This window comes from Sphingobacteriales bacterium (genome assembly GCA_016700115.1).
GTDB lineage: Bacteria > Bacteroidota > Bacteroidia > Chitinophagales > UBA2359 > UBA2359.
This window is the reverse complement of the sequence record CP064999.1, coordinates 2,320,668-2,336,141: the sequence shown is the minus strand read 5'-3', so window position 1 is coordinate 2,336,141 and position 15,474 is coordinate 2,320,668. Positions and strand designations below refer to the sequence as shown.

Here is a 15,474-nt window from a genome sequence, read left to right as displayed (position 1 = left end):
CCTACTCCTTCACTACTTTCCCCGATACCACCTCAATCCCGTTGTTGAGCGTGACCACATACAAACCCTGAGGGTATAGCAGCATATCTAAAACGTAGTTGTTTGTTCCAAAGGTTGGCTGTAGGTTTTTTTCAAACAGCAGTCTTCCGGTCAGGTCGTAAAGACTAAGGGTAACGGGTTGGGATTGTGGGGAGGTGTAGGTTAGTGTGGCGGAGTTTCGTGTGGGGTTTGGTGTTAAGTGGAAAGCAATTGCTGGTACATTTTGTGAACCCGAAAAACCGACTACGGTTTCTAAAAGATTTTCGTACCAGGCTATTTTGCTATCATTGTACGATGCCGACAAAACGTCTAAATCCCCATCCCCGTCCAAATCTGCGGCATAAACAGCCCTTGGACCATCTGCTTCCGTAGATATTATTTGCTGTGTTCCAAAGTTACCCGCGCCATCGTTTTCATACCATGCTATTTTGTCATCAACATTAGAAGCTGACAACACGTCCATGTCTCCGTCTCCATCCAAATCTGAGACAGATACAGACAATGCACCGATGGCAGTAATGGATATGATTTGCTCAGCACCAAAGTTGCCTACGCCGTCGTTTTCATACCATGCTATTTTATCGTCATTCAGAGAAGCCGACAAAACGTCCAAATCGCCATCGCTATCCAAATCAGCGGCATAAACAGAATATGCACCATTTGCAGCGGTGGTGATGATTTGCTGAGGTCCAAAGTTTCCTATCCCGCCGTTTTCATACCAGGCTATTTTGTCGTCAACCCAAGATGCCGACAAAACGTCTATATCCCCATCGCCGTCTAAATCGGCGGCATACACAGAGTTTGCGCCATTGGCAGAGGCGAAAATATTATGGTGAATACCAAAGTTGCCCGTGCCATCGTTTTCGTGCCAAGTTATTTCATTGTCATTAAAGGAAGCCGACAAAACGTCTATATCGCCATCGCCGTCCAAATCGGCAGCATAAACTGACGAAGCCCAATCGGACTCAAAGGTAATGATTTGCTGTGCCCCAAAGTTGCCCGTGCCATCATTTTCATACCAAGCTATTTTGTCGTCATAATAAGAAGCGGACAAGACATCCATATCACCATCGCCGTCCAAATCTTCGGCGTGAACAGAATTTGCGCCATTGGCATTAAAGGAGATGAGTTGCTGTTTGCCGAAATTGCCTGCGCCGTCATTTTCATACCATGCTATTTTGTCATCAACAGCAGAAGCGGACAAAACATCCATATCGCCATCGCCATCTAAATCTGCGGTATAAACGGATCTTGCGCCATCGGCTGAGGTGGAGATGATATGCGGAACTCCAAAGTTTCCTGCGCCATCGTTTTCGTACCAAGCTATTTTGTCATCCTCTGAAGAAGCTGACAATACATCCACATCTCCATCGCCGTCTAAATCGGCGGCATATACAGTGTTTGCGCCATTGGCAGTAGTGGTGATAATTTGCTGTGTACTGAAATTACCTACGCCATCGTTTTCGTACCAAGCTATTTTGTTATCACCCGAAGAAGCCGACAATACATCCACATCTCCATCGCCGTCTAAATCGGTGGCATGTACAGCGTTTGCGCCATTGGCAGCAGTGGTGATGATTTGTTGTGTGCTGAAATTACCTACGCCATTGTTTTCATACCATGCTATTTTGTCATCATCAATAGATGCCGACAACACATCAAAATCACCATCTCCGTCCAAATCGGCAGCATAAACAGACCATGCACCATCAGCAGAGTTGGATATGACTTGCTGCACTCCAAAGTTGCCGGCACCATCGTTTTCAAACCAGGCTATTTTGCCATCATTATAAGAAGTCGACAAAACGTCTATATCCCCGTCTCCGTTCAAATCGGCGGCATAAACGGATTGGGTGTTATAGATGGAGGTGGATATGATTTGCTGTGCTCCAAAGTTGCCCATGCCATCGTTTTCGTACCATGCTATTTTATTATCAAGAAAAGAAGCCGACAAAACATCTAAATCGCCGTCGCCGTCCAAATCGGCGGAATAAACAGACCGTGCACTAGAAACAGCAGTGGTGATGATTTGCTGTGAGCCAAAATTGCCCGTGCCATAGTTTTCATACCAAGCTATTTTATTATTATACTCAGATGCTGACAAGACATCAAAATCCCCATCTCCATCCAAATCGGCGGCATATACAGAACTTGCGCCATTAGCGACAGTGGTGATGATTTGCTGTCCCCCAAAGTTGCCCATACCATCGTTTTCATACCAGGCTATTTTATTGTCCTTAGATGAAGCAGACAAGACATCTATATCACCATCATTATCTAAATCAGCGGTATAAACAGAACTTGGAGCATCGGTTTCAGTTTGTACAATCACCTGCTGCGGGCCAAAAGTAGTTTGCGCCTCAGCGAAACCTTTCACCAAAACCAATAAAACAGCCATCAAAAAAATGTTTCGTGATTTCATGTTGTGGGGTTTTTAGCGATACACCTAAAAATACCGACTTGTTTGGGATATTTTTTTGTAAATATACAAAAAATAACAGGAAGTAACCACTGTTGGGCATTTACCTCCTTTTTAATTTATACGTCCCCCGGAAACATTAAGCTATAAAAACAGTTTTTCAGTTTTTCGTAACAACTTTTACAGTTGCCAATTCTTTAGTTTGACTTGTTCGGAAAAGCTTTTCAAAATTGCCCGATTGTGTGATAAAAACAAGGCCTGCCAATGAAGGAATGAGCAGGTTTATCAACCACAGACAAAAAGTAGCCGAAAGAATGGCCGCTGAAGTGCCGGCGGTAAATCCAATAAAATAGAGTGCTAAATTCCCCCTGACACCCAATTCGGCCATAGCAATTGAAGGAATAAATGTCTGAACAAAGTATATGCTGCAAATCAAAATACAGGCTTCTGCCCAACTAAATGAGATGCCAAAAGCATGAAGCAAAAAAATATACTGCATTGTGTAAACCATATATCTGACTAAAGACCAAAACAGAAGAATAAGAAGAGTTTTGTGGTCTGTCAGTTTCAGGGGAGCAACAAAATCAGAAACTTTTTTAAAAAAACGGCCTCGTAAAAATTGAGGTAACGCATGAATTTTAAAATAAAAAAACAGGGCAGTGCTGATTAAGGAGACGGCTAAACCTATAAAAGCCATACTCAAAAGAAAAGTCAGACCTGAATAATAGAAACAAAATAAAAAAAACGCCGTAAATCCCAGCGTCAGATTTACCAATAATTGGGAAAAGCTACAGGTCAAAGCAAGAGGAATTGCCTTAAAACTATCTTCCTGTTGAAGCGTCAGAATACGTCCGACATACTCACCGGTTCTATTGGGCGTTAGCATCGAAACAGTTACGCCGCATAATATACTTTTAATACTCCCGGAAAAACTAATTCTTTCCAAAGGCTTCAAAACACGTTGCCATTTCAAAGCCTCCAAGCCCCAGTTTGCACCAACCAATAACACAGCAACCACCAAACTGAGGATTCCCTGAATACTTCCGGCATTTTTTAAAGTTGTCCAAACATCGGTAAGATTGGTTTTACCATGTAATTGCCGGTAGATTATATAGCCCAATAAAAAGGCAATCCCTATTTTTAGCAGAAATATCCCTACATTCGACTTTTGTATATTGTGAAACCGATTGGTAATCTGAAGCATAGTTGTTATAGTAAATAAAACGATAGTATCTAATACTCAACACAGGGTATAAATACATTGTTAATCATCCGTCCAAAGATGAAAAAGGAATGACCTTCAAAACCAAAAACCGATGAAAAAAGGCATCAAAATATTAGGAATTGACCCGGGTACCACCGTTTTAGGTTATTCGGTCATCGAAATACAAGGCAAAAATATACAATTATTGAGCCTTGGAGTAGTGCATTTGAATAAATGTGCGGGACATTACAATAAATTGAAGCGGATTTTTGAAAAAATTACTTTTATTCTTGAAACATACCTGCCTGATGAGGTCGCAGTTGAAGCACCTTTTTATGGCAATAATGTGCAGTCTATGCTGAAATTAGGACGGGCACAAGGGGTAGTTATTACCGCCTCTATGCTCAAAGATATCCCTGTAACGGAATATTCGCCCAGAAAAATCAAACAATCCATCACCGGAAATGGCAATAGTTCTAAAGAACAGGTGTCTGCAATGTTGCAAAGTATTTTAAAGTTAGATGCCATCCCAAAGTATTTTGATGCCACTGATGCGCTTGGTGTTGCCTTATGTCATCATTTGCAGATTGGTTCTGCCATTTACCAAAAATCAGAAACCCCTAAAAGAAATAGCACCGGTGGCGGAAACTCGAAGAACTGGAAATCTTTTGTAGATGCCCATCCCGATAGAATCAAAAAATAGCCATTGTCTATTTCAGGGCATTGAACACTTTTTCAATGTGCAGTTAAAATTTAGCGCCTTTGGAAACTTTTTTTAAGGCGAACAAGAGATATCGCTTTTTGGGGATATGCTTCATTTTCAGAGAAAACACTTCCAAAACGTTAAAGGTACCCATGGCACTTAAGCTAAGGCCAATCAGAAATTTGCACTCCTTATAACACGCTCTTATCACACATAAGAAAAGCGTGTCAGGAAACCCGACACGCTTTTGTTCAGACATAGGTAAGTGTCTGTAAACTTATAGAATACTACATCTGCGAAATGATGGCATCGCCAAAACCCGAACAGGAGACCTCTGTAGCTCCTTCGGTCAGACGGGCAAAATCGTAGGTAACAGTTTTGGCTGCAATCGCTTTGTTGATGCCCTGAATAATCAGGTCGGCGGCTTCTTTCCAGCCCATATATTCTAACATAATAACCCCTGATAAAATCACCGAACTTGGATTCACTTTATCCAAACCTGCGTACTTGGGAGCAGTGCCATGCGTAGCTTCAAAAACAGCATGTCCGGTCAGATAGTTAATGTTTGCACCGGGAGCTATTCCAATTCCTCCAATCTGAGCGGCGAGGGCATCTGATAAATAATCACCGTTGAGGTTAGGAGTAACAATCACATCAAAATCTCTGGGTCGAGTCAGGACTTGTTGCAAGGTGATGTCAGCAATAGAATCTTTCAAGAGTAGCAGTTTCTTCCATTGTCCGTTTCCATGAGTGTGATAAAGCTCTAAGGCCGTGTTTATTTCGTCCAAAATGGCCTTTTTTTGCTTTTCGGTCATCAAATCATAACCGGGGTCCACCATTCTTGCATTTTCTTCTGTTGTCAGGTTTGGGTTTTTGTCTTTATTATCCAAAATCCAGCTTTCACGCTCAGTTACTACCTGACTTCTGAATTGTGTTTTACCCACTTCGTAGCCCCAGTTTTTAAATGCACCTTCGGTAAACTTCATAATATTGCCTTTGTGGACAAAGGTTACCGATCTGCGTTTTTCGCGAATGGCGTATTCAATTGCCGATTTAGCTAACCGTGAAGTACCTTCTTTCGAAATAGGTTTTACTCCAATTCCGGAGGATTCGGGAAAACGGATTTTATTTACCCCCATTTCCTTTTGCAAAAAATCAATGACTTTTTTTACCTCCGGCGTGCCCGCAGCCCATTCAATACCGGCATATATATCTTCTGTATTTTCCCGGAAAATGACCATATCCACATCTTCCGGACGTTTGACGGGTGCAGGAACACCGGTGATGTATTTTACCGGACGAAGACAAACATATAAGTCCAAAAGCTGGCGAAGCGCTACATTGAGGGATGTAATCCCACCGCCTACCGGAGTTGTCAGGGGACCTTTAATTCCCACTAAATATTCTTTAAAATCCTCTATGGTTTGAATGGGAAGCCATTCACCGGTTCTATTAAATGCTTTTTCTCCAGCAAGCACTTCTTTCCATTCAATTTTGCGTTTACCTCCATAAGCTTTAGCTACTGCCGAATCAAACACTTTTTTAGCCACCGGCCAAATATCAACTCCTGTACCGTCTCCTTCAATAAACGGAATTATTGGATGATCCGGAACTATTAGTTTTCCATTTTCAATCCTGATTTTTTGATTGCTCATATACTTTTTAAATACTGTTTGGTTTATTGATAATTCGGCAAAGTTACATTTTTTTTAACAATCAAGGAAACTGCAGTTTCCCGATAACGCAAAAGAAAAGCCCGCCGTGAAGCGGGCTTTTGCAAACAAACAATCAGGTTAATCTAAAAAACTAACCTTTCTGTTATCGGGAGAGCAATAATTGTAACTGATTGCCCGAACCATCCGGTTTTCGTAAGACCGCAAAATAAGCCCCTGCCGGTAATTCTTTCATATCAAACTGAATAGAATATTCCTTACCTGCCTGGGCAGTATCTTCAAATAATACCGCAACTTCTTTTCCATCTGTAGCAAAAACAGTTATTTTAACCGGTACTGTTGACGGCACCGCAAAGAAAATAGTCGTTTCTCCTTTCGTTGGGTTGGGCGCTGCGGTGAAAAATTCTCCAAAGATTTCTCCGGTTTCACCTTCAAATTTACAGGAGTTGACCGTTACAACCCTCGATGCTGTCTTGGTACATCCGGCCGAGTTGCTGACAGTAACTACATAAATACCCGACATAGCAGTAGTAGCATTAGTTCTGGTAACAACAGAGCCTGTTGCGGTAAAACCATCAGGGCCACTCCATGCATAGGATATTCCTCCCGAAGCCGTTAAGGTGATGGTGCCGCCCGCACAGAGGGATGAACTTCCGGTAATCGTTGCGTTAGGTGCTGCCAAAACGGTAATACTTTTACTTGCTGTTGCAGTACAGCCTCCGCTGCCGGTAACAGTAACTTTGTAAAGCCCGCCCATTGTGGTTGTCATGTTTGTTCGGTTCATTGTTGCTCCGGTAGCTGTAAATCCACCGGGGCCACTCCATGCGTAAGTGCCTCCTCCGGTTGCTGTTAATGTAAGTGTGGTGCCTGCACAAACAGAGGAAGGTCCGGTAATGGTAACAACGGGTAAGGGGTGAACCGTGACGAACATACTCGCAGTTGCGGTACACCCACCCGAAGCTGTAACTGTAACGGTATAAGTACCCGACATTGCAACAGTTGCGGCAGTTCGGTTGAGTGTCGAACCAACTGTCGAAAATCCGTTAGGGCCGCTCCATGCATAGCTGTTTCCTCCCGAAGCATACAGGGTGATGTTTTTACCGGCACAAACGCTGTTGTTGCCGGTAATGTTTGCGGTAGGCGATATGTTGACAGTAATGTTTCTGCTTGCGGTAGCAGAGCAGCCTGCGCCATCGCTGACCGTTACCGTATAAAGTCCGGCCATTGCCGTGGTGGCATTTGGTCTTACAAAAGTAGCATCTGAAGAGGTAAACCCGCCGGGACCAAACCAAGAATATACACTACCGCCGGATGCGGTCAGACTGATGTTGTTTCCGGTACAGAATACAGAAGGACCGGTGATGACAGCCGATAAAGAGGACGTAACATTCACGGTTTTACTCGCGGTTGCGGTACAGCCGCCTGAACCGGTTACTGTTACATAATAAGTCCCCGACATGGCTGTTGTCGCACCGGTTCGGCTTATGGTTTCTCCCGAAGCAGTATAGCCTCCGGGGCCGCTCCACTGATAGGAAACACCTCCTCCGGTAGCGTTCAGGGTAATCGTATTTCCAACACAGACTACCGTACTGCCGGTGATAACTGTTGCCGGTGTTTGATGAACGGTTACTTCTATGCTTGTTGCACCTGTACAGCCATTTGTATCATTTACCGTAACTGTATAAATACCCGACATCAATGTAGTAGCACCACTTCTGACGATACTGTGTCCGGTGGAAGTAAACCCGTCCGGTCCGCTCCACAAATAGCTGTTGCCCCCGGACGAAACCAAAAAGATACTACTGCCCGAACATAAACTGGTATTTCCGAGAATGGTTGGGGATGGACTGGAGTTAACAGTTACCGATTTACTTGCAGTTGCCGTGCATCCTGCTGTATTGGTAACTGTAACAACATAAAGTCCCGACATGGCTGTTGTCGCATTGCCAATTAAAATGCTCTCATCAGTTGAGCTAAATCCTTCCGGCCCTGACCATTGATAGGTTCCGCCACCTGTTGCAATCAATGAAATATCGCCATCAGAACAAAAACCTGATTGGCCGAGAATATCGGCGGCAACAGGTGATACATTAATGAGTGCACTTGCAGTAGAAGTACAACCCCCGGGGCCGGTTACGGTTACGGTATAAACTCCGGACATGGTTAAAGCGGCATTGTTCCGAACAAGATTTGCTCCAACATCTGAAAAACCATTTGGCCCACTCCATTCGTAGCTTGTGCCGCCGGTGGCCGTCAGGTCAATGGCACTTCCCTCACAAACTGCGGTTAGCCCGCTTATTCCGGCAACCGGTGTTGGATGAACCGTTATGTTTATACTTGTAATACTGACACATCCGTTAGTTGAGGTTACTGTAACTGTATAAGTACCGGACATATCAGGAACTGCATTGTTTCGAACTACGCTATGACCGGTAGTAATAAAACCATCCGGACCGCTCCAGCTATAAGAATTACCTCCCGATGCAATCAGGAATAGTGAATTCCCCTGACAGATAGAACTCACGCCGTTAATAGTAGCCAATGGTGCGGCAAAGACTGAAATTTCTATGCCGGCTGTAGCAGTGCATCCGTTTATATCGGTTACTGTAACTGTGTAAGTACCGTTTTCTGTGGCAATAACCGTTTGAGTGGTCGCATTACCGGCCAAACTATTCCACAAATACCCGACATAAGTACCGGCATCTAATCCGACACTGTTGCCCTGACAAAAAGTAGTAGGCCCATCTGCAGTAACAGAGGGAGTGGGAACATCATTAACAACCACTGTAGCAGAAGCCGTAGCGGTACAACCGTTGTCATCAGTTACAGTTACTGAATAAGTACCACTTGCTGAGGCTGATACGGTTTGAGTTGTTGCGTCTCCGGCAGTATCATTCCACAGATAAGCGGCATAAACTCCGGCATCCAGATTAACACTTTCTCCCTGACAAATTGTTGTCGTCCCCGGCGGTGAAATTTCCGGTTCAAAATCAGGTATGATGGACAAAGCTGCCGAGCAGGTTGCAGTATTTCCATTATTATCCGTTACAGTCAGGATGACTGTACTGCTACCTAAGTCATCGCAATCAAACAGAGTTTGGTTTAAGTTGTAAGTATCAATTCCACAAGCATCTGTACTGCCATTGTCTATCATAGCAGGGGTTATAGCTCCTGTGCCTGTTTCGTCTATCACTACCGTAATATCCTGACAGGTTGCAACAGGATTTACTTCATCTGCGACTACCACATCCGCAAGACAAAGCGACTCGTTTCCATTTACATCGGTAACCGTCAGCCTTACGGAGTTATTTCCCACATCAGTACAATCGAAATCGTATTGAGTCAAGACCATATCGGCAATTCCACAGGCATCGTTACTGCCATTGTTTATGTCAGCAACGGTAATACCGGCATTGCCAAACTCGTCTAACAAAACCGTTATATTTTGACAAAGGGCTTCAGGAGGTATTTGATCTGCTACTGAAACAAGTGCCGAACAGGTTGCCGTCAAGCCGTTATTATCTGTAACTGTCAGGGTGACGGAATTTGAACCCCCGACATTCAGGCAACTAAAACCGGTTTGATTCAAGCTTAAACTTGCTATTCCACAGGCATCGTAACTGCCGTTGTTCACTGCGGTTGCCGAAGTGCTGCCAATGCCGGTAATGTCTAACAGCACTGAAACATCCTGACATACGGCAGTTGGCGGGGTAATATCTTCAACAATTACCTCGACCGAAGCACAGGCAGTTGCGCCACAAACTGCATCGAAATACGTTACAAAATAGGTGGTCGTAACTGAAGGTGCGGGTATATCCAAAGACGTACCGGTACCAATGATTGTAGTGAAACAAGCCCCTTCAAACCAATAGGCATTGGCGTTTGTACCCAATAAGCCGCCTACTGCGGTTAAGGTAATATCTTCCGAAGCATTCGGACAAATGGTGAGAGAAGCTTGTCCATTTGCCGTAGCACCTGTCGGAGCGACTGATGCCTGATTGACAACTACCGTAACTGCATTGAACAGTACAGCCGAGCAGAAATAGGGTGATGTACTGGTTGATCTGATAAAGAAGAGGTATGGCGATCCTCCATAGCCCAATTCAGATGCAGGAACAGTGATGTTTTTAGCCCCTGTTCCGGCAGAAGAGATACTTGCTCCGGCAATCGGGCTAAAATCAGACCGCAACACCTGATAGGTATAACCTGACTGTGTAGGCGGACCAACTGTGATAATTGTATTACTGCCTTCACAAATGGGTGTAACAGCCGTTACATTTGCCGTGCTGACCGGCATAGCACCAACCTGTACGGTAGTAATAAACGGACTTCCGGGACAGCCATTGGCATACGGCGTAATGGTAAACTGAGTGGTTTGGTTAGTTGTCATAGAATTGGTCAGGACAACACTTATCGGTCCACTGATATTGGTTTCACTGTCTGTGCCGGTTATATTTCCTGTATTGTTACGGGTCCAGCTATATGTCGTTCCGGACACATTATTGTTCAACGGGCTTAGAGAAATATTCGTCATCTCTCCGGTACATATCACAGGATCTAAATTATCCACAGTAACACTCGGAGTCGGGTTCACGGTTACTGATACGGTAACTACTGTTCCGGAACACCCGTCGGCAAAAGGTGTGATGTAAAACACCACAATCTGTTGTTGATTGGTAATATTGGTCAGCGTTTCAGCAATAGTTCCAGTTACACCCGTTGCACTGTTAGTGCCGATAACATCCGTGGTATTATCTCTTGTCCAGTTAAATACAGTTCCGGAAACATTGGCAGGTAATGCGCTAAGTCCGATATCTGTAATTCCTCCGGTACAAAATTCAGAATTGTTGTTCGTTGCAGTAACTGTTGGAGTAGGTTTGACCGTAACGGAACCTGTTACCGGAATGCCATTACATAATACAACCCCCGATATATTTACAGGAGTTACGGTAATGGTATAAATACCTGCCGTATTGCCTGACAGTAAAATGCTGGAAGTAGTAGAACTCCCCGACAATCCGGCCGGCAAATCCCACTGATATTCCACTGCATTCCCCACCCCTGTTACAAAAGCTGTCTCAGTAGCGCCGGCACAGAAAATGACCGGTGCTATACTGCCACCGGTTGGGTTTTCCAGCACATTCACCGTTACCAACATTGTTAAAACCCTGATACATCCGGTAATGGTATTGGTTGCCAAAACATTAAAGGTGGTATTAGCTGTCAGACTGCCCGTTGGAAGATTGATGGTTCCTCCTCCGCCTACCGGTGTTCCTATATTTATATTACCTGCATTATTGCGCAACTGGTAGTTTACGTTTGCTTCTGAACTTGCAATCTGAATATTAGTAGCGGTGCCTGAACATATTAAAGGAGCAACTGCAACAGGTGTTAAATCATTGGGTAATGGGTTAACAACAATAATTACGTTGCCCGTCATCATGCGTTTGCAACCGCTGGTCTGATTGGTAGCTTCAACCGTATAAGTTCCCGGTAAGGTTTGGATGCTTGAAAAGTTAAAAGCAGCTCCCGTTCCTAAAAACATTACACCGGTTGGAGATCCGTTGTGGTACAGTTCATAACTAACCCCGTTTTGAGAGCCATTCAACCCAACAGACAACCCGATATCTCCTTCGCAATAATTGCCGCCACCTGTTACAGTATATAAACCAGGTAATGCCCGGACTGTTAGCGTAATTACAAAGTTACTGCCTATACAGTTTGCCGGTGTCGGTCCGGTTGGTGTGATGGTAAAAGTAAGGTTTTGGTCTGTTCCGGAAGTATTGGTAAAAGTACCTGTTAATACAGTTCCTGAACTGATACTGCCTGTTCCGGAAATATTTGGATTGGAAGACTGACTTTGTACTGCAAAAGTAGTTCCACTGATACTGTTGGCTGTAGTCAGGTTAAAATTCAGAGTTTCACCACTACAAATCAAAGGATTGGCTGTAACTCCAACCGGAACTTCCACCCCATTGATAGTTTCTTCATAAATATTCGAAGCATCACAGCCTCTTACTTCATCGGCTGCAATTCGGACACGAACTATATTAGCGCCCGTAGTTGCTGCAAAAGAAGGAAGCGCACCACTATAAGTACCAAAAGAATGGTTCATATTGTTGTAATCCCATTCATAAGAATAAGGGGTGATTCCTCCGGTTGCTCCGGTAGCGCTGCTGGCAGTTATCAGATCACCGATACAAACCACCGAAGCATTGACAAACAAGATATTGGTTGGTGGGGTTGGATCAGGATTAACAGTGATAGTAGCGAAAACAGGAATTGACCAACCGCAACAACGTTCCCTGACCTGATACCGCACCGTATAAGTTCCTGCCGTATTAAAAGGTCCGAAAGTAGGATTGGCAATATTTGAACTGAAAATTGCCGAGCCGCTTGGAAACGCAGATTTATTTGGCGCTGAAGACCCTGAAAATATTTCCCACCTGTAATCTACAATAGTTCCGAATGTTGATGCAGTAGCTTTCAGAGACCCCCCTGCACAAATCTGATTACCGGGTAAGGCACCATTATTGATATTGTTCAAAGTGATGACAGGAGCCGTTCGGGCATCGGGTTCGAGGCTCAGATATCTCGGATATACAGTAGCTCCTGCCTGAAGATTGTAATAGCCTGCTGTATTGTTGGTTGGGTAAATATCGGCTAAAAAAGTGCTGTTACTGTATTGTGAAGCAGTTGCACTTTGATTGTAACGCACATAGTCAAAGTTTGCAGGTAAAGTCCAGTTACCGCTGCCACTCGTATTGTTTATTGTCAATACTGAGTTGCGGCAAATTTTCATGTTGTTGTTGTAGATAATTGTAATAGCAGGTGTAGATGGAATAGAACTGCCTGAAGAGGTAGTACCATTGGATACAATCTGAGCGGAAGACCCATTGGCTCCATCTTGTCCTCTTCCTCCGTTGCCTCCGTTTCCGCCATTACCGCCTGAACCGCCTTGTGGATTTCCACAAACACAACTTCCACCGGTATTTCCATTATTGACTACTGTTCCCGATGAACCGCTTTGTCCGCTTGCACCATTACCGCCGGTGCCTCCTGTTCCGGCTGCTGTGTTGGTATTGGTTAAAGTTGCTCCGGTTGCTGAATTAAACCGCCAGATAGCAAAAGAACCGCCGCCGCCGGTTCCGCCACCGCCGCCAAGTCCTCCACCACCGCCTGCACCACCGGTTCCGCCGGTATTTCCGGAACAATTTATACATGCACAGGTTCCGCCTCTCGAACCGCCGCCGCCGCCGCCGCCGCCGCCGCCAAATCCATTACTTCCACTTGCTGCCGTTCCTCCGGGAGTATAATAAGAAGCTGAAGTCGGTGCCGGAGTCGTAGGCCTGCTTCCGGCAGGATAACTTGTGGATGCGTTTCCTCCGGTACCTCCTGTACCTGCTTTACCAGGTCTTGAAGAACCGCAGCAAATTCCGCCACTTCCGGTATCTCCTCCACTTCCTCCGGCTGCTCCACCGTTACCGGCTGCTCCGGTTGCACCTGCTGATGGATTTCCGCATCCACTTACACCACCTGAACCGCCACCACCATTTCCGCCTCCACCGGCACCTCCTGAACCTCCTGAAGTTGTTGCTGCCGTACCATTTGCAGCAGCACCCGAAGTGAAGTTGCACCGGACAATTGAATAGTTAGAACAGCCGCTTAACCATAAGGCATAATTTGAACAACCTCTGTTGGAAGCATCCACACCGGTCGCTGCTGTTGTCGAAACATTCAAATCCACCAAGGCCCAACCGCTAACAGAATTGCCGCTGAATCCTATTCTGTGACAAACGCCCGACACGCTTTGGATAGAAGAATTGCAAGAGATATTGGTAGTCGAATTTGACGATTTTGTCCAAACACCCGAGACAACATCAAAACCACCTTCAATCTGAATATTGGATTGCAAATTCAGAATTGATGATTGAGTATAATTGCCATTTCTGACTTTAATATGGCTAATGCTGTTTGCAACAGCCTGCGAAAGTGCAAAACTAAGGGTGGCAAAAGGATTGGAGGGTCCTCCGCCACCAACAATATCAGTACCGGTTGTTGCTACATAGATAAAATCGCAGGCAGGATCACCAACGGTTGTTGTACAAACAGCAGTATATGGACTGGAACATCCTGAGAAATTATAAGTAACACTCACAGAATAGTTGCCATTAGTAGAAGGTAAAGTCCAGTTTACAGACGAACCGGAAGAGGAGGATAAAGAACCCCCGCTAACTGCCCATGCATAGGAAGCATTGGTTACATGTCCGGAAGAGGGAGGTTGCAGTGTATTTAAGGTAACAACTTGGCCGGGAGAAACTGTACTCCCACAAATCGGGCTTTGAATAGCAGGTGCCCCATCTCCTGTGCCAAAAGGCCATCCACTCTGATTGGTGTAAGGTCCTGAAGCAATAAAGGCGTATGTAACTGTATAGACAGATGAGGTAGTATTGTTGCTCGAAAAATCTGCTGAACAGTTGGAAGTAGTCAAGACGCGATAATAACGGGTACCTGAAATCTGACCCGGTGTTAAGGTCATAGTAGCATTTGTATTGGTAGAACCGTTTGCAGCTCCGGGAATATCAGACCAAGGCCCGCCCGGAGTATTTGAGATTTGCCACTTATACCATCTTGCTAATACTCTACCGTTTCCATCTGTACTTGAAGTAGCAGTTAGAGTGGCCGGAGCAGCGCCATTACAACGCACCTGATTTGCAGGGCTTACCGATGAAAGAACAGGTGCGAATTGATACCGCCAGTATAAGCTCCAGTAAACTGCCCAGGTTCCCGTTGTACCGTCAGAACTGCAATTGCGCTGACCGGTAAAGTAGTTCCACATACAAGGAGAAACAGAAGAAGCGGCAAAAGCGCTGTTGACGGTTCCATATCCACCGCAAGAGGCATCGTTTGCATTGAAAAAACAAGTAAGCTCGTCATCAAATTCAAAACCGTTGAGTTGCATGGATACATTTGTACTATAACCCACAGTAGTAGCATTATACCAGGAGTAGTTCGTAATACCCTGCCACCCACAGGAAACATCGTTTCGATCCACATTCCAGTCGTAGTTGGATGCACCTACAAACAAACGACTTCGCCATCTTGGATCAGGAGAAGAAAAAGCACAGTCCCCGCATCCGGATTCGGAGTAATAGAGGTCGTCTCCATCTACTTCAAGCAATATATTTTGAGCTTGGATAGATGTTAAGCAAATAAAATTTGTGCATAAAATCAATAAGGTGTAAAGTCTTTTCATAAATTACTGAGTTAAGGCATTTAGAAATTGTTTGCATGGTTTATTTGTATTTTTTTATCTATTTTTTTTGATGCAATTCAAGTGGTTTAGCTAAGGTAGTATTTGTAATTTTAGATTCCATCAAAAAGCATATTTTTTTTTACTTTTTTTTATTGCCAATCAAAAATATTTACACGTTTA

Annotated in this window: 5 protein-coding genes; 1 reads left to right on the top strand and 4 read right to left on the bottom strand. The window is 44.5% G+C overall.

Annotated features, from left to right (window positions below; genetic code table 11):
- Position 1 precedes the first annotated feature (1 nt).
- Positions 2 to 2,461, bottom strand: a complete 2,460-nt coding sequence (locus tag IPM47_08270; protein QQS30904.1) for a T9SS type A sorting domain-containing protein — start codon at positions 2,459 to 2,461, stop codon at positions 2 to 4.
- Between the two features lie 157 nt (positions 2,462 to 2,618).
- The gene (locus IPM47_08265; protein QQS30903.1) at positions 2,619 to 3,662 is read right to left on the bottom strand and encodes a flippase-like domain-containing protein; all 1,044 of its coding nucleotides are present in this window, start codon (positions 3,660 to 3,662) and stop codon (positions 2,619 to 2,621) included.
- Positions 3,663 to 3,774: 112 nt separating this feature from the next.
- Here IPM47_08265 and ruvC point away from each other — a divergent pair, with 112 nt between their 5' ends.
- Positions 3,775 to 4,365, top strand: coding sequence for a crossover junction endodeoxyribonuclease RuvC (gene ruvC / locus IPM47_08260; GenBank protein QQS30902.1), 591 nt, complete (start codon positions 3,775 to 3,777; stop codon positions 4,363 to 4,365).
- A 287-nt stretch (positions 4,366 to 4,652) separates the two neighbouring features.
- On the opposite strand, the gene icd is transcribed toward ruvC, so the two are convergent.
- Both icd and IPM47_08250 read right to left on the bottom strand, forming a co-directional pair.
- Positions 4,653 to 6,020, bottom strand: coding sequence for an NADP-dependent isocitrate dehydrogenase (icd, locus tag IPM47_08255; protein QQS30901.1), 1,368 nt, complete (start codon positions 6,018 to 6,020; stop codon positions 4,653 to 4,655).
- A 163-nt stretch (positions 6,021 to 6,183) separates the two neighbouring features.
- Complete coding sequence (locus tag IPM47_08250) at positions 6,184 to 15,294, bottom strand: hypothetical protein (GenBank protein QQS30900.1); 9,111 nt, start codon at positions 15,292 to 15,294, stop codon at positions 6,184 to 6,186.
- Between the last annotated feature and the right edge of the window lie 180 nt (positions 15,295 to 15,474).